The 18,590-nt window shown below is 74.5% G+C and carries 17 protein-coding genes; 5 read left to right on the forward strand and 12 right to left on the reverse strand.

Annotation, left to right across the window (positions count from 1 at the left end):
- Positions 1–12: 12 nt before the first annotated feature.
- The 3 genes from ACZ3J7_RS01140 to ACZ3J7_RS01150 form a co-directional block, all read right to left on the reverse strand.
- A complete protein-coding gene (locus tag ACZ3J7_RS01140; protein ID WP_465615522.1) occupies positions 13–639 on the reverse strand; it encodes an FMN reductase in 627 nt (208 codons plus the stop codon).
- Entirely contained in the window at positions 636–1,730 is a 1,095-nt protein-coding gene (locus ACZ3J7_RS01145; RefSeq protein WP_465615524.1) for an LLM class flavin-dependent oxidoreductase, read from the reverse strand. The genes ACZ3J7_RS01140 and ACZ3J7_RS01145 overlap by 4 nt, the downstream gene beginning before the upstream one ends.
- A gap of 66 nt (positions 1,731–1,796) precedes the next feature.
- Positions 1,797–2,372: a PadR family transcriptional regulator gene (locus tag ACZ3J7_RS01150; protein WP_465615526.1), complete on the reverse strand. Its 576-nt coding sequence runs from the start codon at positions 2,370–2,372 to the stop codon at positions 1,797–1,799.
- 283 nt (positions 2,373–2,655) lie between these two features.
- Between ACZ3J7_RS01150 and ACZ3J7_RS01155 the strand changes: the two genes are divergently transcribed.
- Positions 2,656–3,531: a S1 family peptidase gene (locus ACZ3J7_RS01155; protein ID WP_465615528.1), complete on the forward strand. Its 876-nt coding sequence runs from the start codon at positions 2,656–2,658 to the stop codon at positions 3,529–3,531.
- Positions 3,532–3,595: 64 nt separating this feature from the next.
- Here the strand turns inward: ACZ3J7_RS01155 and ACZ3J7_RS01160 are convergent, their stop codons facing one another.
- Positions 3,596–5,596, reverse strand: a complete 2,001-nt coding sequence (locus ACZ3J7_RS01160; RefSeq protein WP_465615530.1) for an oxidoreductase — start codon at positions 5,594–5,596, stop codon at positions 3,596–3,598.
- A gap of 96 nt (positions 5,597–5,692) precedes the next feature.
- On the opposite strand from ACZ3J7_RS01160, the gene ACZ3J7_RS01165 reads away from it, so the two are divergent.
- Positions 5,693–6,085: an RNA-binding S4 domain-containing protein gene (locus tag ACZ3J7_RS01165; protein WP_465615532.1), complete on the forward strand. Its 393-nt coding sequence runs from the start codon at positions 5,693–5,695 to the stop codon at positions 6,083–6,085.
- 57 nt (positions 6,086–6,142) lie between these two features.
- Here the strand turns inward: ACZ3J7_RS01165 and ACZ3J7_RS01170 are convergent, their stop codons facing one another.
- Positions 6,143–6,685, reverse strand: a complete 543-nt coding sequence (locus tag ACZ3J7_RS01170) for a hypothetical protein (protein ID WP_465615534.1) — start codon at positions 6,683–6,685, stop codon at positions 6,143–6,145.
- Between the two features lie 155 nt (positions 6,686–6,840).
- Here ACZ3J7_RS01170 and ACZ3J7_RS01175 point away from each other — a divergent pair, with 155 nt between their 5' ends.
- Positions 6,841–7,260 carry a YchJ family protein gene (locus ACZ3J7_RS01175; RefSeq protein ID WP_465615536.1) on the forward strand — a complete coding sequence of 140 codons (420 nt, stop codon included), beginning with the start codon at positions 6,841–6,843 and terminating at the stop codon, positions 7,258–7,260.
- 9 nt (positions 7,261–7,269) lie between these two features.
- Here the strand turns inward: ACZ3J7_RS01175 and ACZ3J7_RS01180 are convergent, their stop codons facing one another.
- Both ACZ3J7_RS01180 and ACZ3J7_RS01185 read right to left on the reverse strand, forming a co-directional pair.
- Positions 7,270–8,304, reverse strand: a complete 1,035-nt coding sequence (locus ACZ3J7_RS01180; protein WP_465615538.1) for a GNAT family N-acetyltransferase — start codon at positions 8,302–8,304, stop codon at positions 7,270–7,272.
- Between the two features lie 22 nt (positions 8,305–8,326).
- Positions 8,327–9,259 (reverse strand): polysaccharide deacetylase family protein, encoded by a 933-nt coding sequence (locus ACZ3J7_RS01185; protein WP_465615540.1) that lies wholly within the window; start codon positions 9,257–9,259, stop codon positions 8,327–8,329.
- A 268-nt stretch (positions 9,260–9,527) separates the two neighbouring features.
- Between ACZ3J7_RS01185 and ACZ3J7_RS01190 the strand changes: the two genes are divergently transcribed.
- Both ACZ3J7_RS01190 and ACZ3J7_RS01195 read left to right on the forward strand, forming a co-directional pair.
- Entirely contained in the window at positions 9,528–12,017 is a 2,490-nt protein-coding gene (locus ACZ3J7_RS01190) for an ATP-dependent Clp protease ATP-binding subunit (protein ID WP_465615542.1), read from the forward strand.
- Positions 12,018–12,103: 86 nt separating this feature from the next.
- Positions 12,104–12,745, forward strand: coding sequence for a hypothetical protein (locus tag ACZ3J7_RS01195; protein ID WP_465615544.1), 642 nt, complete (start codon positions 12,104–12,106; stop codon positions 12,743–12,745).
- A gap of 67 nt (positions 12,746–12,812) precedes the next feature.
- Here the strand turns inward: ACZ3J7_RS01195 and ACZ3J7_RS01200 are convergent, their stop codons facing one another.
- The 5 genes from ACZ3J7_RS01200 to ACZ3J7_RS01220 form a co-directional block, all read right to left on the reverse strand.
- Positions 12,813–13,886 carry a PRC and DUF2382 domain-containing protein gene (locus ACZ3J7_RS01200; protein ID WP_465615546.1) on the reverse strand — a complete coding sequence of 358 codons (1,074 nt, stop codon included), beginning with the start codon at positions 13,884–13,886 and terminating at the stop codon, positions 12,813–12,815.
- Positions 13,887–14,007: 121 nt separating this feature from the next.
- Positions 14,008–14,253, reverse strand: coding sequence for a hypothetical protein (locus ACZ3J7_RS01205; protein ID WP_465615548.1), 246 nt, complete (start codon positions 14,251–14,253; stop codon positions 14,008–14,010).
- Positions 14,254–14,292: 39 nt separating this feature from the next.
- Complete coding sequence (locus ACZ3J7_RS01210) at positions 14,293–15,645, reverse strand: DUF2252 domain-containing protein (protein ID WP_465615550.1); 1,353 nt, start codon at positions 15,643–15,645, stop codon at positions 14,293–14,295.
- Between the two features lie 116 nt (positions 15,646–15,761).
- Positions 15,762–17,168 (reverse strand): dihydrolipoyl dehydrogenase, encoded by a 1,407-nt coding sequence (gene lpdA / locus ACZ3J7_RS01215; RefSeq protein WP_465615552.1) that lies wholly within the window; start codon positions 17,166–17,168, stop codon positions 15,762–15,764.
- Positions 17,165–18,574, reverse strand: a complete 1,410-nt coding sequence (locus tag ACZ3J7_RS01220; RefSeq protein WP_465615554.1) for a M1 family metallopeptidase — start codon at positions 18,572–18,574, stop codon at positions 17,165–17,167. Before ACZ3J7_RS01220 ends, lpdA begins: the two co-directional genes overlap by 4 nt.
- Positions 18,575–18,590: the final 16 nt, after the last annotated feature.

Raw genomic sequence — 18,590 nt, forward strand, 5'->3', positions numbered from 1 at the left:
TCCTCCTGGGTGTCAGCGGGCGCGCAGCGCCGCGAGTTGCTGGGCGAAGGGGACGACCTGCTCGGCCGCCCGGGGCCGGGGGGCGGCGGCGGGCCGGCCGGTCAGGCTCTCGGCGAGCTCGCCGGCCGCCCGGGCGATCCGGCCGGCCAGCGAACCGTCGGCGCCGTCGGCGCCCCAGTCCTCGGAGGCGGCGAAGACCGCGGTGGGCAGGACGACGGCGCGCAGGTAGGCGAACAGCGGCCGCATCGCGTGTTCGAGGGCGAGGCTGTGCCGGGCGGTGCCGCCGGTGGCGGCGATCAGCACGGGCTTCCCGGTGAGCGCGTCCTTGTCGAGGACGTCCACGAAGGACTTGAACAGTCCGCTGTAGGACGCGGAGAAGATCGGCGTGACGGCGATGATCCCGTCGGCCTCCTCGACCGCCCGGACGGCGTCGGCCAGCGCGGGCGGCGGGAAGCCGGTGACCAGGTTGTCCGCGACGTCCCGGGCGAGTTCGCGCAGTTCGACGATCCGGACGTCCACCTCCCGGCCGGCCTCGCGCAGGTCGCGGGCGGCGGCCTCGGCGAGCCGGTCGGCGAGCAGCCGGGTGGAGGACGGGACGCTCAGCCCGGCCGTCACCACGACGAGCCTGAGGGCGCTCACCGGGCCGTCACCTCCTCCGCCCGCCGGGCCGCCACCCGCGCGGCGTGGGTCGGGCCGTCGGGCACCCCGGCCGGCCGGTCCTTGGCGAACTCGGCGCGCAGCACCGGGACGACCTCCTCGCCGAGCAGGTCGAGCTGTTCCAGGACGGTCTTGAGCGGGAGCCCGGCGTGGTCCATCAGGAACAGCTGGCGCTGGTAGTCGCCGAAGGTGTCGCGGAAGGCGAGGGTCTTCTCGATCACCTCCTGCGGGCTGCCGACGGTGAGCGGGGTCTGCGCGGTGAACTCCTCCAGCGAGGGGCCGTGGCCGTACACCGGGGCGTTGTCGAAGTACGGGCGGAACTCGCGGACCGCGTCCTGCGAGTTCTTCCGCATGAAGACCTGGCCGCCGAGGCCGACGACCGCCTGCTCGGGGGTGCCGTGGCCGTAGTGGGCGTAGCGCTCGCGGTAGAGCTCGATCAGGCGCTGGAAGTGCTCCTTGGGCCAGAAGATGTTGTTGGCGAAGAAGCCGTCGCCGTAGTAGGCGGCCTGTTCGGCGATCTCGGGGCTGCGGATGGAGCCGTGCCAGACGAACGGCGGGGTGTCGTCGAGCGGGCGCGGGGTGGAGGTGAAGGACTGCAGCGGGGTGCGGAAGCGGCCCTGCCAGTCGACGTTCTCCTCGCGCCAGAGCTGGTGCAGCAGCGCGTAGTTCTCGACGGCGAGCGGGATGCCCTGCCGGATGTCCTTGCCGAACCAGGGGTAGACCGGCCCGGTGTTGCCGCGGCCCATCATCACGTCGACCCGGCCCCCGGCGAGGTGCTGGAGCATCGCGAAGTCCTCGGCGATCTTCACCGGGTCGTTGGTGGTGATCAGCGTGGTGGAGGTGGAGAGGATCAGCTTCTCCGTCCGGGCCGCGATGTAGCCGAGCATGGTGGTCGGCGAGGACGGGACGAACGGCGGGTTGTGGTGCTCGCCGGTGGCGAACACGTCGAGGCCGACCTCCTCCGCCTTGAGCGCGATGGCCACCATGGCCTTGATCCGCTCGTGCTCGGTGGGGGTACGCCCGGTGGTGGGGTCGGTGGTCACGTCGCCGACGCTGAAGATGCCGAACTGCACCGCTCTCAACTCCTTCGAGGTTGATTCAACATTCAACCACTCGCGACAACGGCACGCCACCCGCCCCTATTCCCGCCCCGCCACACCCTCCTCCCCGGCTCCTCCCGCCGCCCCCGCCCCTCCCGCCTCCTCCAGGGCCTCGTCCAGCCACGCCAGCCAGAACGACTCCAGCTGGATGCCGCCGCGCAGCACCAGGTGCTGCAGGCGGTTCTCGCCGGCCGCCGCCTCGGGCGGGAAGTCCCGCCGCTCGATCTCCAGGTACTCGGCCAGCTGCGCCCGGTGCAGCTCCCGGTGCCGGGCCAGCTCCCCCGCCAGCCCGTCCAGGCCCAGCACGGCGGCGGCCCGCAGGCGCAGCAGCAGCGGGTCGCGGACCGGCTTGGGGTCCTGCGGCAGGGCGGTCCACCGGGCCAGCTCGGCCCGCCCGTCGGGCAGCACCTCGTACTCCTTGCGCTGCCCGCGCCCCGCTCCGGGGCCGGCGGCGCGCACCAGGCCCTCGCGCTCCAGCCGCCCCAGCTCGCGGTAGATCTGCTGGTGGGTGGCCGACCAGAAGAACCCGATCGACCGGTCGAACCGCCGGGTCAACTCCAGCCCGGAGGACGGCTTCTCCAGCAGGGCGGTGAGGATCGCGTGCGGCAGTGACATGCGGCGATCGTACGGTCCCGACCGGTCCGCCCCGCCCCGGGCGGCCCGGGCGGGTGCCGGAGCGGGCGTCAATTCCGTTCCTCCGCGCGGGCTTTGACCGCCGACCCGGCGGACGGAAAAGCCTTACGGGGCCTTGCGCCGTCCGCCCGGGCGTCCGCATACTCCCCCATAGCGCCTGTCAGGATCAGATCAAAACCGGCCCACCAGGTCGGCCCGGTCTCCGCCTGCCCGCGCCTCACGGCCCCTACCCCAGGGCCTCTCCCACTCCCCCAGGAGGAGATCTGTGAGGACCACGCGCACCACTTCCCGTCCGCGCCGCACCGGCGGCCGCCTGCTCGCCGTGGCCGCCGCCCTCGCGGCCGCGACCGCCCTCGCGGTGCCCGCCGCCGGGGCCGCCGAGGCGGCGCCCGACGCCGCCACCCTGGCCCGGGTCAGCGACTCAGTCCAGTTCAGCGGCGTCAACGGCATCGCCTGGCACACCGACCCGGCCGGCGGGAAGGTCGTGGTGACGGCCGACAGCAGCGTCACCCCGGCCGCCCTGGCCCGCCTGACCGGCGCCGCCGGGGCCGACGCCGGCCGCCTGAAGATCGAGCGCACCCCCGGCACCTTCAGCCCGAAGCTGTCCGCGGGCGCCGCGATCTACGGCGGCGGCTACCGCTGCTCGCTGGGCTTCAACGTGGTCAAGAGCGGCACCTACTACTTCCTGACCGCCGGCCACTGCGGCAACATCGCGAGCACCTGGTACACCAACTCCGGCCAGACCACGGTGGCCGGCACCACCGCCGGCTCCAGCTTCCCCGGCAACGACTACGCCCTGGTCCGCTACACCAACACCTCGCTCAGCCACCCCGGCGGCTACACCGCCGCCAACGCGTACGTCGGCGAGGCGGTCAAGCGCACCGGCTCCACCACCGGCACGCACAGCGGCAAGGTCACCGCCCTGAACGCCACCGTCCGCTACTCCGACGGCGGCACCGTCAGCGGCCTGATCCAGACCAACGTCTGCGCCGAGGGCGGCGACTCCGGCGGCCCGCTCTACGACGGCACCAAGGCCCTGGGCCTGACCTCCGGCGGCAGCGGCAACTGCACCAGCGGCGGCACCACCTTCTTCCAGCCCGTCACCGAGGCCCTCTCCGCCTACGGGGTCTCGATCTACTGACCCCCGCTCCCCCGGTGCCCGCCGAAGCCCCCGAACCGGGGGCCGGCGGGCACCGGCGCGCCGGTCAGAGCGCGGCGGCCAGGCGGGTGCCCTGGTCGACGGCGCGCTTGGCGTCGAGTTCGGCGGCGACGTCGGCACCGCCGATCAGGTGGGGTTTGACCCCGCGTTCGCGCAGGGCGGCGAGCAGGTCCCGGCGGGGTTCCTGGCCGGCGCAGAGCACGACGGTGTCGACGGGGAGGGTCCGCTGCTCGCCGTCGACCGTGACGTGCAGGCCGTCGTCGTCGATCCGGCGGTACTCGACGCCGGGGACGCTGACCACGCCCCGGTGGCGCAGCTCGGTGCGGTGGATCCAGCCGGTGGTCTTTCCCAGCCCGGCACCGACCTTGCCGGCCTTGCGCTGGAGCAGGAAGACCCGGCGCGGGCTCGCGGGCCGCTCGGGCTCGGCCAGGCCGCCGGGGGCGGCGTACGCCCGGTCGACGCCCCAGCGGGCCAGGAAGTCGCCCTCGCCGGGGTCGGTCAGGTACGCGGCGACGTCGAAGCCGATGCCGCCCGCGCCGATCACCGCGACGGTGTCGCCGACCTCCGCACCGCCCTGCAGCACGTCCAGGTAGCCGAGCACGCTGGGGTGGTCGACGCCGTCGATCTCCGGGACGCGCGGGGTGACGCCGGTGGCCAGGACGACCTCGTCCCAGCCGGTCAGCTCCTCCGCGCCGACCGTCGCCCCCAGGCGCAACTCGACTCCGGTGCGGGCGAGTTCGTGCCGGTAGTAGCGCAGCGTCTCGTCGAACTCCTGCTTGCCGGGCACCCGCCGGGCGACGTTCAGCTGCCCGCCGACCTCGGCCGCGGCGTCGAACAGGGTGACCCGGTGGCCGCGGTCGGCGGCGGCGGTGGCGAAGGCGAGGCCGGCCGGTCCGGCGCCGACCACGGCGATCCGCTTGGCGAGCCGGGTGGGGGCGAGGACCAGGTCGGTCTCGTGGCAGGCGCGCGGGTTGACCAGGCAGGAGGTGATCCGCCCGCTGAAGGTGTGGTCGAGGCAGGCCTGGTTGCAGCCGATGCAGGTGTTGATCGCCTCGGGGGTGCCGGCGGCGGCCTTGGCGACGAAGGCGGGGTCGGCGAGCATCGGCCGGGCCAGCGAGACCAGGTCGGCGTGGCCGGTGGCGAGCAGTTCCTCGGCGACCTCGGGGGTGTTGATCCGGTTGGTGGCGACCAGCGGGATCCCGACCTTCCCCATCAGCTTCCTGGTGACCCAGGCGTAGGCGCCGCGCGGCACCGAGGTGGCGATGGTGGGGATCCGGGCCTCGTGCCAGCCGATGCCGGTGTTGATGAGGGTGGCGCCGGCCGCCTCGACCTCCCGGGCGAGCCGGACCACCTCGTCGAAGGTGGACCCGCCGGGGACGAGGTCGAGCATGGAGAGCCGGTAGATCAGGATGAAGTCCGGCCCGACCCGCTCGCGCACCCGCCGGACGATCTCCACCGGGAAGCGCATCCGGTTCTCGTACGGGCCGCCCCACTCGTCGGTGCGCCGGTTGGTCCGCGCGGCGACGAACTCGTTGATCAGGTAGCCCTCGGAGCCCATCACCTCCACGCCGTCGTACCCGGCGGTCCGGGCCAGCTCGGCGCAGCGGACGAAGTCCTCGATGGTCCGCTCGACCTCCTCGGCGGTGAGCTCGTGCGGGACGTGGGGGCTGATCGGCGCCTGCAGCGCGGACGGGGCGACCAGGTCCTCGTGGTACGCGTACCGGCCGAAGTGCAGGATCTGCAGCGCGATCCTCCCGCCCTCGGCGTGCACGGCGTCGGTGATCGCGCGGTGCTCGGCGGCCTCGGCCTCGGTGGTGAGCTTGGCGCCGCCGCCCCAGGGCCGGCCGGCCTCGTTGGGGGCGATGCCGCCGGTGACGATCAGGCCGACGCCGCCGCGGGCGCGCTCGGCGTAGAAGGCGGCCATCCGCTCGAAGCCGTGCTCCGCCTCCTCCAGGCCGACGTGCATGGAGCCCATCACCACCCGGTTCGGCAGGGTGGTGAAGCCCAGGTCGAGCGGGGCCAGCAGGTGGGGGTACGCAGCGGTCATCGACGCCTCCGGTCGGGATTTGTTACCCAACGGTAGGACGCGGCGGACCAGCCGTGCAACTAGTTGCAAAAACGTGAGCGGGACTACAGTCGTGCCATGAGTGCGGACGAGGCGAGCGTGCGGATCGACAGCTGGATCTGGGCGGTCCGGCTGATCAAGACCCGCTCGGCGGCGGGCGCGGCCTGCCGGGCCGGGCACGTGAAGGTGAACGGGGCCACCGCGAAGCCCGCGCAGCACGTCAAGCCGGGCGACGACGTGCGGATGCGGGTCGAGGGGCGGGAGCGGATCGTCCAGGTGGTGCGCCCGATCGCCAAGCGGGTCGGCGCGCCGGTCGCCGAGACCTGCTACGTCGACCACAGCCCCCCGCCGCCGCCCCGCGCGGAGCGGCCGGCCGCCGTCGCCCAGCGGGACCGGGGCGCCGGACGGCCGACCAAGCGCGAGCGGCGCGATCTCGACAAGCTCAAGGACGGCTACCGGCCGTACTTCTGAGCCTGCCCCGGCCCGCCCCGGCCCGGGGCCGGAGGCCCGGGCGCCGGGCCGGTGGGTTCAGTCCTGCTCGGCCCGCTCCTTGGCGGCCTGCACCTGCTCGGCGAACCGCTCGGCGGAGAGCCGCTCCAGCGGGACGCCGTACTTCGCGGCCAACCCGTCGGCGGGCGCCTCCTCCTCCTCGGCCAGGTCGACCACCAGCAGCGCCTTGCCGTTGTCGACCCGCGAGGAGAGCACGATCAGGCCCGCGCCGCCGTCGGTGATCTCGGCCTGCTCGGCGGCATTGCCGATCGCCGCGCCCGCGGCGAAGCCCAGCAGCACGCCGATCGGGCCGCCGAGCAGCCCGACCAGGCCGCCGACCAGGCCCGAGCCGACGGTGGGGACGCCCGCGCCGCGGATGTGGCTCTCCGGGATGTCGACGATGCCCTCGGCGTCCCGCTCCAGCACCGCGACCTGCCGGGCACCGGGCAGGTGCATCGCCTCCTCGTAGGCCTGGCGGCACCGCGCCTGGTCGTCGAAGCCGAGCAGCAGCACGTTGTGGTGGTGGTCGCTCATCGCGGTTCCCTTCGCCTCGTCGACATCGTCCTCCGGGGTGCCGGGCACGACACGCGCCCATCCTGCCCGCGATGCCGGGAGCCATGCCCGAGCCGCGCCGGGGCGGGGCCCGACCGGGGTCGGCGCTCGCACCGGGGCGGGACCCGACCGGGGTCGCCGCACGCGCCGCGGGGCCGGGCCCCGGCCGCGCGATAATGGACGCCATGGCCCGCCGACGCACACCCACCGCCGCCTCCGCCGTCCCGACCGACTGCCCCTGCGGCCGGCCCGCCCGGTACGCCGACTGCTGCGGCCGCCTGCACCTCGGCGAGGCCGCCGCGGGCAGCGCCGAGCAGCTGATGCGCTCCCGGTTCAGCGCCTTCGCGGTCCGCGACGAGCCGTACCTGCTGCGCTCCTGGCACCCGGACACCCGGCCCGCCTCGGTCGACTTCGACCCGGCGCTGCGCTGGGAGCGGCTGGAGATCCTGGGCACGGGCGAGGGCGGCCCGTTCCACACCGAGGGCACCGTCGAGTTCCGCGCCCACTACCGGGCGGGCGGCCGGGCCGAGTCGCTGCACGAGCACAGCCGCTTCGTCCGTCACCAGGGCGAGTGGGTCTACCTGGACGGCGACGTCAAGGGCTGAGCCGTCGGCTCACCCCCCGCCGCGCACCCGGTGTTTGAGGCCGAGCAGCGCTCCGCCCGGCCCGCGCGGGCGGAGCCAGCCGGTGTCGGTGCGGTCGACCGCGCCGAAGCGGTACTTGTAGGGCTCGTCGCCGCGCAGGAAGTCGAAGGTGCGCACGCCCTCGGCGGCGCTGTTGCGGATCGCCGAGTCGACCAGCGCGGTGCCCAGCGAATCGGCGGCCCAGCGCGGGTCCCAGCCGGTCTGGTAGTAGGCGAACCGGTCGGCCCACCGGAAGCCGTACAGCACGCCGACCACCTCGTCGCGGTGCCGGGCGAGCTGGAGGGCGGGCCCGTGTCCGGGAGCGGCCTGGGCGAGCAGCAGGCGGTGCAGCGGGAGCCGGTCGGCGGTGAAGCTGCTGGCGCCGCCGGCGGCGGCTTCGCGGCGCAGCCGGTGCAGGCGCAGCAGCTCGTCGAGGAGTTCCGGCTCCGCGGTGCCGGGCGGCAGCCAGTGGAAGCTGACGCCGGCGGCGGCGAGGCGGCGGTGGGCGCGCCGGTTGGCGGCCCGGAAGTCGCGGGAGCCGAGCCGGTCGGGGCCGTCGGCGAGGTCGGCGCGCGGGCAGGCGGTGCGGGCGACGGGGCGGCTGCCGGGGGGCAGCAGGTCGGTGTGGGCGGCGTCGAGGTTGGGGAGCCAGAGGGTCTCCCGGCGGGCCCGGTCGGCGAGCCAGCCGGCGACCTCGGCGCGCCGGTGCGGGCGGACGGCGGGGCCGCAGTGGTCGGCGGCGCCCGGGCCGGAGCCGAGCAGGGTGAGCGCGGGCACCTCGACGGGCAGTCGGCGGTGCGCCCGCAGCCGGGCGGTGGCGAGCGGCAGCACCGCTTCGGCCCGGCCGTCGGGGCCGCGCCAGACGGCGATCTCGCCGGCCTGCCCGGCGCCGAGGGTGCGCCACCAGGCGAGCACCCAGTCCGGCCCGGCGAACCACGAGCCGTCCGGGTCCTGGTCGACCAGCTCCCGCCAGTCGTGGACGGTTTCGCCGTCCAGCTCGGGCGTCCGGTGGATCTCCGGCCCCATCTCCCCTCCCCCTTCCGGAAGTTCAGCGGCCGCCGCGCAGCCGGTGCACGGCGGGGTGCAGGCCGGACAGGATGGTGTCGAAGCGGTCCCGCCCGGTGTGCGAGTTGACCCGCAGCCGGCTGATCCGCAGCCGGTGGGTGGGGACGAGTTCGGCGTGCCGGTGGTCGAACAGGAATCCCGTACGGTACCCGAGGGTGCGCAGCACGCGTTCGGCGCGCGGGTCGTGGTTGCCGTTGGGATAGGCGAAGGAGGTCGGCTGGCGGCCCAGCCAGCCGGTCAACTTGTCGTGGGCGGTGACGAGTTGGGTGTCGACGTCGGGGTCGGTGCAGCGGTCGAGGCAGGGGTGCGAGGCGGTGTGGTTGCCGATCGCGATGCCGGCGTCGACCAGTTCGCGCAGTTCGCCGCTGGTCAACTGCCTCTGCCGGGGCGCCTGCTGCGTGGCGGTGGCGCGCAACTCGGCGAGCGCGGCGTGCCGTTCGGTGTCGGCGAGGTGCTTGAGCCGGCGGACGGCGGCGGCCGGGCCGAGGCCGCGGAGCGCTTCGGCCCGGCCGCCGTGGGCGACCAGGTGGGCGGCCTCGGTCCACCAGTAGGGCCGGTCGCCGTCGATCAGGTCGGTGATGACGTACGCGGCGGCGGGGATGCCGAGCCGGGCGAGCAGCGGCATGGCCCGGCTGTGGACGGTGTGGTCGCCGTCGTCGAAGGTGACCAGCACGCTGCGGGCGGGCAGCGGGCGGCGGTGCTCGGCGGCCCGGGTGACCTCGTCGAGGCCGACCGGGCGGGCGGTGCGGGCGAGGCGTTCCATCTGGGCGCGGAAGGCGGCCGGGTCGTCGACGCCGTGGTAGGCGAGGACGGCGAGGCGGCGGGCGGCGCGGGCCCGGAAGACGGGCTGGAGCGGGGAGCGCCGCAGCAGGGCGTCGACGCCCCGCCGCCTGGCGGCGCGGTCCGTGGTCGGCATGGGCCTGTCCCCCTCCGGTGGCGCGTGCGGGCACCCCGGGCGGCGGCCCGGGGTGCCCGCTGGAACGTGCTGGTCATCAGAATCCCATGATCAGGTAATGCCTGTCCCAAGTTCCTGGAAGCTGGCTGAGTTCCTGAGCCCCGGCTGGGAGGCGGCCGTGAAAGCGGGTACACCACCTGTCCGGATCACCCCGCTGAGCGACCGGTGTCCCGGATTGGCATAGTTCGGGGGGACTGCTGCCCGTTCCGCCCATGGGAGTGTCCGCACGATGACCATGCCCGGCTTCGGCTCCTTCGGTTCCGACGACGCCTTCTCCGACCTGCTGAACCGCTTCTTCGGCCTCAATCCGGCCGCGTCCCCGCCCGCCGTCCAGCGCGTCCCGATCGGGCGGCTGCTGACCGAGTCCGCCCGCGACCTGATCGCCCGCGCCGAGCTGCGCGCCCAGGAGGACGGCAGCGCCGATCTGGACACCCCGCACCTGCTGTGGGCCGCCACCCAGGTCGACCCGTCCCGCGGCCTGCTCGCCCAGGCGGGCGCCGACCCGGACCGGCTGGCCGCCGCGCTGGAACGCAGCCTGCCGTCCGGCTCGGCCGACCCGTCCGTCGACCCGGGCCTGACCCCGGCGGCCAAACGCGTGCTGATCGGCGCGCACGCCCGCTCGCAGGCCGCCGGCGTCTCGTACATCGGGCCCGAGCACGTCCTGGCGGCGCTGCTCGGCGACCCCGACTCCGCGGCCGGCAAGCTGCTGAACGCCCAGGGCGCGGACCCGGCCCGGCTGCAGCGCGGCGCCGAGGCCGCCGCCCGCGGCGAGCGCGCGCCCGCCAGGGCCGAGAGCCGGACGCCGACCCTCGACGAGTACGGCCGCGACCTCACCGAGGACGCCAAGCTCGGCCGGCTGGACCCGGTGGTCGGCCGGGCCGAGGAGATCGAGCAGACCGTCGAGATCCTCTCCCGCCGCTCCAAGAACAACCCGGTGCTGATCGGCGAGCCGGGCGTCGGCAAGACCGCGATCGTCGAGGGCCTGGCCCAGCGGATCGTCACCGGCGACGTGCCGTCCACCCTGAAGGACCGGCGGGTGGTCTCGCTCGACCTGTCCGGCCTGGTGGCCGGCTCCAAGTACCGGGGCGAGTTCGAGGAGCGGCTGAAGAACGTCATCGACGAGGTCCGCGAGGCCGCCGACTCCACCATCCTGTTCATCGACGAGCTGCACACCGTGGTCGGCGCGGGCGCCGGCGGCGAGGGCGCGATGGACGCGGGCAACATGCTCAAGCCCGCGCTGGCCCGGGGCGAACTGCACGTCATCGGCGCCACCACCACCGACGAGTACCGCAAGCACATCGAGAAGGACCCGGCGCTGGAGCGCCGCTTCCAGCCGGTGCTGATCCCGGAGCCCTCGGTCGAGGAGACCGTGCAGATCCTGGAGGGCCTGCGCGACTCGTACGAGGCGCACCACCAGGTCCGCTTCACCGACGAGGCGCTGCGCGCCGCCGCCGACCTCTCCGACCGGTACGTCTCGGACCGCTTCCTGCCCGACAAGGCGATCGACCTGGTCGACCAGGCCGGCGCGCGGGTCCGGCTGCGCGGCCTGGGCCGCTCCACCGAGGTGATCGGCCGCGAGGACGAACTCGCCAAGCTGCGCCGCGAGAAGGACGAGGCGGTGGCCGCCGAGGACTTCTCCCGCGCCTCCGAACTGAAGGTCCGGATCGCCGACCTGGAGGCGCAGACCGCCGAGATCGAGGAGCGCCGCGAGGGCGTGGTCTCGGTGACCGTCGACGACGTCGCCGACGTGCTCTCCCGGCAGACCGGCATCCCGGTCTCCCAGCTGACCGAGGACGAGAAGGCCCGGCTGCTGAAGCTGGAGGACGAGCTGCACGCCCGGGTGATCGGCCAGGACAGGGCGGTGGTCGCGGTCTCCGAGGCGGTCCGCCGCAGCCGGGCCGGCATGGCCGACCCGGACCGGCCGGTCGGCTCCTTCCTGTTCCTCGGCCCCACCGGCGTCGGCAAGACCGAACTCGCCAAGGCCCTGGCCGGGTTGATCTTCGGGGACGAGGACCGGCTGGTCCGCTTCGACATGAGCGAGTTCCAGGAGAAGCACACCGTCTCCCGCCTGGTCGGCGCCCCGCCCGGGTACGTCGGCTACGAGGAGGCCGGCCAGCTCACCGAGGCGGTCCGCCGCCGCCCGTACAGCGTGCTGCTGTTCGACGAGGTCGAGAAGGCCCACCCGGACGTGTTCAACGCGCTGCTGCAGGTCCTCGACGACGGGCGGCTGACCGACGCGCAGGGCCGCACCGTCGACTTCCGCAACACCGTGGTCATCATGACCTCCAACATCGGCTCGCAGCTGATCCTCTCGCACAAGGGCGAGACCGAGGAGATCCGCGACCGGCTGATGGAGGAGCTGCGCGGGCGCTTCCTGCCCGAGTTCCTCAACCGGATCGACGACATCATCGTCTTCGACGCGCTGGACGCCGACGACCTGATGCGGATCGTCGACCTGATGCTGGCCGACTCCGAACGCCGGGTCAGGGCCCAGGGGATGGAGCTGGAGGTGACCACCGCCGCCAAGGACTGGCTGGTCGACAAGGGCCACCAGCCCGAGTTCGGCGCCCGCCCGCTGCGCCGCACCATCCAGACCCAGCTCGACAACCGCCTCGCCACCATGCTGCTCGGCGGCGACCTGCGCCCGGGCGACACCATCGTCGCGGACGCCGAGGACGGCGAACTGATCTGCTCGATCGGCCGCCCCGACCCGTCCTGACCCCGCCCGCCCGGAGCCCCCGCCGACACCCGCCGACGGGGACTCCGGCACATCCGCCGACAGTGCCGCGTGCCACCCTACGGGGCATGAACATCACTGCCGTGCCGACGAGTTGGGACGCATGCGTCGCACTCTTCGACTCCCGCGCCCTGCCCGCCTCCAGCTACGAGAACCTCTACGACGAGACCTACGACGTCCACTCCGGCGCCCTGTCCGTCGCCGGCCCGCTCGACCTGGACGCGCTGGAGGCGTACGGCACCGGGCTGGTCGTCGACGGCGACCTGACGGTGGAGGGCGCGATCCTCAACGTGGACGACGGCTGCCCGGCCCTGGTCGTGCTCGGCGACCTGACCGCGGCCGCCGTGCACCTGGAGGGCGACGCCAAGCTGCTGGTGCGCGGGAACGTCCGGGTGGGGGCGTTCGTCGGCCACATGACCGACAAGCTGGTGATGATCGGCGGCGACTTGGCCGCCGGGGTCACCGTGCTCTCCGCCGGCTTCTTCCCGGACCTGGTCGGCGGCGCGCTGCCCGGCCCCGTCCTCGCCCCGCCGTACGCCCTGGCCGAACTCGGCCGCGAGGTGGCCGCCCCGCCCGCCGCCGAGGTCCTCGTCCCCGGGGTCCTGCTCGCCGACGGCGAGCGGGAGGACACCTGCTTCGACGCCCCGGGCGTGCACGGCGACCGCCTGTACGACCACCTGGCGGCGGGGCGCCCGGTGCTGCGGGGCTAGCTCGGCGCGGGGTGGAGCGCCCGACCCGGTGGGGAGCGGCCCTGGGGCCGCTCCCCGCCGGAGGGGGTCAGCGGTGGCGCCCCTGCCCCGGGGTGTCCTTCCCGGTGGTCGGCGGCAGCGTGTGCTCGCCGTCCGGGAGTTCGGCCTCGATCCGCTCCTTGCGGACCTCGCCGGTGACGGTCCGCTCCTCGACGTGCTCCTCGGTCACCAGCCGCACCCGCTCCACCGGCACGGCCTCGGTGCGCACCACCGGGCGCTCGCCGTGCAGGGTCACGTCGTACTCGGCCTCCGAGATGGGCTCGCCGGACAGCGCCTCGCCCCGGTTGGCCTCGGTGATCGGCTCGCGCTCGACCCGGACCTCCTCGTGCCGGATCGGAACGGTGTGCCGCTCCTCCTCCGTGACGACGTACTTGCGCAGCCGGGCGTGCCCGGTCTCGTAGCGCTCGACGCCGACGTGCAGCCGCTCCTCCGAGCGGGTCATCGCGTCGTCGCCCCGCTTCGACCGGTCGGTCATCCCGCCGGCCGCGTGGCGGGAGGTCCCGGCGGCGGCACCCGTGGCACCAGCCCCGGCGGCTCCGGCGGTCCCGGCGGCCCCGATCTTGCCGGAGGACGTCCCGGCGGTGGTGGGCGCGGCGGGGGTGCCGGTCAGGCGGGTGTCGGAGGGACTGGTCCCGGCCGCACCCTTGCCGGTGGATCGGCCCGTCGCCGCACCGGCGGCTCCGGCCGCTCCGGCCGCTCCGGCGGCGCCCGCCGCCGTGCCGCCCTGCTGCCCGTGGGCCCAGCCGCCCTCACCGGGCTGGTTGGCGGCCTTCCAGGCGTCGTCCCAGGCGATGCCGTAGTGCTCGTACAGCCGGTGCTCCTCCTGCTCGGAGAGGTGTCCGCCGCTGTCGACGTCCACGTTGGGCGCGTCCTTGACCTTCTCCTTGGCGTAGGGCACCTGGATGTGGCCGTCGACTACGCGGGCGTCCCGGACCGGGACGAACGTCTCGTTCGAGCCGAACCAGCCGGTCTTCACGCTGACCCACTCGGGCTTTCCGGTGGTGTCGTCGAGGTAGAGGTGATCGGCCTTGCCGATCTTGTTTCCGTCCGCGTCGTGGACGGGCTGGTCCTGCATGGAACGGAACTGCTGCTCGGTGATCATGTGCACACGCCTCCTTCACATTCCAGCACTGGAGCGCGTGGCCGACAGCCGCCGAACCGAAACACCGCGCCCCCGGATTGGCATATGCCAGGCCGGGGGCGCGACCGCGCGACGGCCCCCGCTACACCGCCCCGTCCCCGTCCCCCTCGCCGTCTCCCCCGCCGTCGCCGTCCCCGTCGCCGCCGGGGTCGGGCTCCAGACCGGCCTCCGCGCGGTCCTCCTCGGTGCGCTCCGCCAGCTCCGCCTCGTCGGGGCGGCGCGGCAGGCCGCCGCCGTGGCCGCTGTCGGGGTCGCCCTCGACCGCCTTGTTCGACTTGTGGTGACTCACGGTTGCCTCCTGCGGTGTGGTGGACGTTGCCGCTTCCATCAGCCCCCGCGGCCGGGCGGAGCGCAAACCGGGGGCGGCTCAGGCGTTCTCGGCCTGCACCTCGCCGGCGGCGACGGCCGCGGTGAGCCGGGCGTGGTCGGCGGCGTTGAGCTCGGCGTAGTGGTGGGCGAAGGCGGCGATCGCGCGGTCGAAGGTGTCGCCGCGGCCGAGGTAGGCGGCGATCGCGATCCGGTCGCCGGAGCGGGCGTGGGCGCGGGCCAGGGCGGCGCCGCAGAGCGCGGCGTAGGCGCGCAGGCCGCGGGTGGTCATCTCGCCGACCTCGGCGGAGCCCTTCATGTCGCGCAGCTGGCGCCAGTAGAAGTGCCGGCCGGCCGGGCCGGTCATCCAGCCGAGGAAGATGTCGCCGGCGGCCTGGGTGAGCCGCTGCCCGGCGACCACCCGCTGCCCGTGGTGGGCGTACCGGCCGGGTCCGGCGTAGGGCTCCAGGACGGACGCCTGGGCCTCCTTGACCTGGAGCACCAGCGGGTCGTCGGCGTCCCGACCCTGGAGCAGGACGACGAAGCAGCGGGTGCCGACGCTGCCGACGCCGACCACCTTGCGGGCGGTGTCGACGTACCGGTAGCGGTCGAGCAGCCGGCCGCGCTCCTCGGGGAGGGTGGCCCGGTAGTCGGCGAGCATGCCGTGCACCTCGTCGGTGTCGAAGCCGACGTGCTCGATCAGCGGGGGTTGGTCCTTGAAGCGGCGGCGGCCGTCCGCGGTGGTCTCGGTGAGCTTGCCGGCGGCCTGCAGGCTGTCGCGGCGGCGGGCGGCGGTGAGGCTGGCCTCGACCTGCCTGCGGGGCCGGCCCCTGAGGTCGGCGAGCAGGTCGTCGGCGTCGATCCGCCGGTACCAGACCGGGAGTTCGCCGAGCGCGGCGAGTGCGCGGACGTGCTCGCGGTAGGCCCGGACGGCCTCCAGCACGACCCGGTGGGCCTCCTCGGGGCCCTCGCCGTTCTCCCGGGCGGCGACGGCGAGGCTGGCGGCGAGGCGCTGGACGTCCCACTCGAACGGGCCGGGCAGCGTCTCGTCGAAGTCGTTCAGGTCGAACAGCAGGGCGCGTTCGGGCGAGGCGAACAGCCCGAAGTTGACCAGGTGGGCGTCGCCGCAGAGCTGGACGGTCAGGCCGCTGTCGGGCGCGCCGGCGAGGTCGCCGGCCATCACGGCGGCGGCGCCGCGCAGGAAGGCGAACGGGGACGCGGCCATCCGGCCGGTGCGGATCGGCACCAGGTCGGGCAGCCGGTCGGCGGCCTGGGCGCGCAGCACCGCGACCGGGTCGGGCCGGTCGGCGGCGGGGCGCCAGTGCCCGGCGGTGGAGCGGGGGGCCCGCCGGCGGGCGGCGCGGCCGACCTCGGCGCGCTCGTCGACCGTCAGGTAGGGGGCGGGGGCGTCCATCGGGGGCTCCTCACGGCGTCGGGGCCGGAAGACGTACCCGCCCCGGCGCGCCCCCGTACCGGCGGGAGGCACCGGGGCGGCGGGCGCTCACCCGGACGGCGGAGCCGGACGCGGTCCTACATGTTGATCATGTGACCGGCCAGGCCGTGGACGGCCTCCTTGACGGCCTCGCCCAGCGTCGGGTGGGCGTGCACGTTGCGGCCGACCTCGTGCACGGTCAGGTCCCACTGCTGGGCCAGGGTCAGCTCGGGCAGCAGCTCGGTGACCTCGGGGCCGATCAGGTGGGCGCCGAGCAGTTCGCCGTGCGTCTCGTCGCTGATCACCTTGACGAAGCCGACCGGGTGCCCGATGCCGTGCGCCTTGCCGTTCGCGGTGAACGGGAACTTGGCGACCTTGACCGCGTAGCCCTGCTCCCGGGCCTGCGCCTCGGTGTAGCCGAAGCTGGCGACCTGCGGCTGGCAGTAGGTGGCGCGCGGGACCATCACGAAGTCGATCTCCATCGTCTCCGCCCCGGCGATGGTCTCGGCGGCGATCACGGCCATCGCCTCGGCGGCGTGCGCGAGCATCAGCTTCGCGGTGACGTCGCCGATCGCGAAGATGTGCTCGACGCTGGTGCGGCCGCGCCCGTCGACCGCGATCGCGCCGCGCTCGGTGAGCTGCACGCCGGTGACCTCCAGGCCGTAGCCGTGCACCCTCGGCACGAAGCCGATCGCCTGCAGGACCTTGTCGGCCTCCAGCACCTCCTGCTTGCCGTCCCGGGTGACGGTGACCTTCACCGGCTTGTTCGGGTCGGAGTCGTCGATGGCGTCGACCCGGGTGGAGGTGAGCACCTGGATGCCCAGCTTGCGGTACTGCTTGGCGAGTTCGGCGGAGACGTCGGCGTCCTCCAGCGGCACCATCCGGTCCAGGAACTCGACGATGGTGACCTTGACGCCGTAGTTGTGCAGCACGTACGCGAACTCGACGCCGATCGCGCCGGCGCCCGCGATGACGATCGACTCCGGCAGGTCCTCGCTGAGGATCTGCTCCTCGTAGGTGACGACCCGCTCGCTGAGCGAGGTGCCGGGCAGCAGCCGGGTGGTGGCGCCCGCCGCGATGACGCAGTGGTCGAAGGTGACGACCTCGAAGCCGCCGCCGTTCAGCGCGATCTGCAGGGTGTGGTCGTCGACGAAGGTGCCCCGGCCGTCGTACTCGGTGATGCCGTTCTTCTTCATCAGGTAGTGGACGCCCTTGACCCGGCCGTCGGCGACCTGCCGGGAGCGGCTGAACGCCTTGCCGTAGTCGAAGGACACCTTGCCGTCGACCCGGATCCCGTACAGCTCGGCCTCGTTGAGGACGGTGTGCGCGAGCTCGGCGTTGCGCAGCAGGGCCTTCGAGGGAATGCAGCCGACGTTCAGGCAGACGCCGCCCCAGTACGTGGACTCGACGACGGCGGTGCGCAGGCCGAGCTGGGCGGAGCGGACGGCGGCGGTGTAGCCGCCGGGGCCGGCGCCCAGGACGACCACGTCGTAGTGCGTGCTCATGTTCCTCGATCCTTCAGGAAGCGACGGACGGCCTCGCGGCCCGTACCCCCCAGTACACCAGGCCGGGGTGCCGCGGCGGGCTCCGGGACGGGCAGGTCGGGCAGCGCGCCCCGGTGCAGCCAGGCGTCGAGCAGCGGGCCGAGCGGGCGGTCGGTGTAGCGGGCGGCGTGCGCGGCGAAGTCGGCGGTGGTGACGACGGCGTGCCGGTAGGCGGTGGCCCAGTCGCGCAGCAGCCGGAAGAACTCGCCGTCGCCGAGGGCGCAGCGCACCGCGTGCACGGTCAGGCCGCCGCGCTCGTAGACCCGGTCGTCGAACATGTGCCGCTTGCCGGGGTCGCCGATCGCCAGGTCCTGCGGCAGCGCGCGCAGCTGCCGGTGGGCGTCGGCGGCCCTGCGCTGGGCGGTGGGGCCGCCGGTGCGCTCGGACCACAGCCACTCGGCGTACTTGGCGAGGCCCTCGTTGAGCCAGATGTGCCGCCAGTCGGCGATGGTGACGCTGTTGCCGAACCACTGGTGGGCGAGCTCGTGCGCGACCAGCCGCTCCCAGCCGCGCCGCCCGTCGACGTGGTTGCGGCCGAAGGTGGCCATGCCCTGCGCCTCGACCGGGACGTCCAGGTCCTCGTCGACCACGGCGACGGTGTACCCGTCGAACGGGTACGGGCCGAACAGCTCCTCGAACAGGCGCATCATCTGCGGCTGCCGGGCGAAGTCGTGCTCGAACCGGGCGGCCAGCGGCTGCGGCACCCAGCCGCTCTGCGGGACGGTGCCGGGGGCCCGCTCGGCCAGCGGCACCTGGCGCAGCGGGGCGATCGCCAGGCCGACCAGGTAGCTGGCGGTGGGCGCGGGCTGCTCGTACACCCAGGTGGTGGCGGAGGAGCGGGTGGTGCGGCTGAGCAGCCGGCCGCCGGTGACCACGGCGTAGGGCGTGGCGGTGGTGACGGTCAGCTGGTAGGCGGCCTTGTCGGCGGGGCGGTCGTTGCAGGGGAACCAGGACGGGGCGCCGGTGGGCTGGGAGGCGACCAGCGCGCCGTCGGTGATCTCCTCGAAGCCGAGGCCGCCCCAGGGGCTGCGGACCGGGCGCGGGTTGCCGGACCAGTGCACCTCGCAGGTGAAGACGGCGCCGGCGGCGGGGGCCTTGGCGGGCTTGACCCGGAGCTTGCCGTCCCGGTGGGCGTAGTGCGCGGGCCTGCCGTCGACCAGCACCTTGCCGATCCGGAAGTCGGCGAGGTCGAGGGTGAACTCGCGCAGCGGTTCGGGTCCGGCGATGGCGGCGATCCGGGCGGAGGCGGCCAGCCGGTTGGGCCCGGGCCGGTAGTCGAGGGCGATCTCGTACCGGTGCGCCCGGTAGCGCGGGTCCCCGTGCCGGGGGAAGTACGGGTCGGCGACGGGGGCCTGCTTGGGGCTCACCGGTGGGGTTCCTCCT

The sequence above is a fragment of the Kitasatospora sp. NPDC015121 genome (assembly GCF_055562955.1).

Excerpts from the sequence above, each read along its gene's own strand:
- ACZ3J7_RS01150 (WP_465615526.1), bottom strand. The coding sequence starts at position 2,372 with ATGTCACTGCCGCACGCGATCCTCACCGCCCTGCTGGAGAAGCCGTCC.
- ACZ3J7_RS01160 (WP_465615530.1), bottom strand. The coding sequence starts at position 5,596 with ATGACCGCTGCGTACCCCCACCTGCTGGCCCCGCTCGACCTGGGCTTC.
- ACZ3J7_RS01165 (WP_465615532.1), top strand. The coding sequence starts at position 5,693 with ATGAGTGCGGACGAGGCGAGCGTGCGGATCGACAGCTGGATCTGGGCG.
- ACZ3J7_RS01175 (WP_465615536.1), top strand. The coding sequence starts at position 6,841 with ATGGCCCGCCGACGCACACCCACCGCCGCCTCCGCCGTCCCGACCGAC.
- ACZ3J7_RS01180 (WP_465615538.1), bottom strand. The coding sequence starts at position 8,304 with ATGGGGCCGGAGATCCACCGGACGCCCGAGCTGGACGGCGAAACCGTC.
- ACZ3J7_RS01185 (WP_465615540.1), bottom strand. The coding sequence starts at position 9,259 with ATGCCGACCACGGACCGCGCCGCCAGGCGGCGGGGCGTCGACGCCCTG.
- ACZ3J7_RS01190 (WP_465615542.1), top strand. The coding sequence starts at position 9,528 with ATGACCATGCCCGGCTTCGGCTCCTTCGGTTCCGACGACGCCTTCTCC.
- ACZ3J7_RS01195 (WP_465615544.1), top strand. The coding sequence starts at position 12,104 with ATGAACATCACTGCCGTGCCGACGAGTTGGGACGCATGCGTCGCACTC.
- ACZ3J7_RS01200 (WP_465615546.1), bottom strand. The coding sequence starts at position 13,886 with ATGATCACCGAGCAGCAGTTCCGTTCCATGCAGGACCAGCCCGTCCAC.
- ACZ3J7_RS01205 (WP_465615548.1), bottom strand. The coding sequence starts at position 14,253 with ATGGAAGCGGCAACGTCCACCACACCGCAGGAGGCAACCGTGAGTCAC.
- ACZ3J7_RS01210 (WP_465615550.1), bottom strand. The coding sequence starts at position 15,645 with ATGGACGCCCCCGCCCCCTACCTGACGGTCGACGAGCGCGCCGAGGTC.
- lpdA (WP_465615552.1), bottom strand. The coding sequence starts at position 17,168 with ATGAGCACGCACTACGACGTGGTCGTCCTGGGCGCCGGCCCCGGCGGC.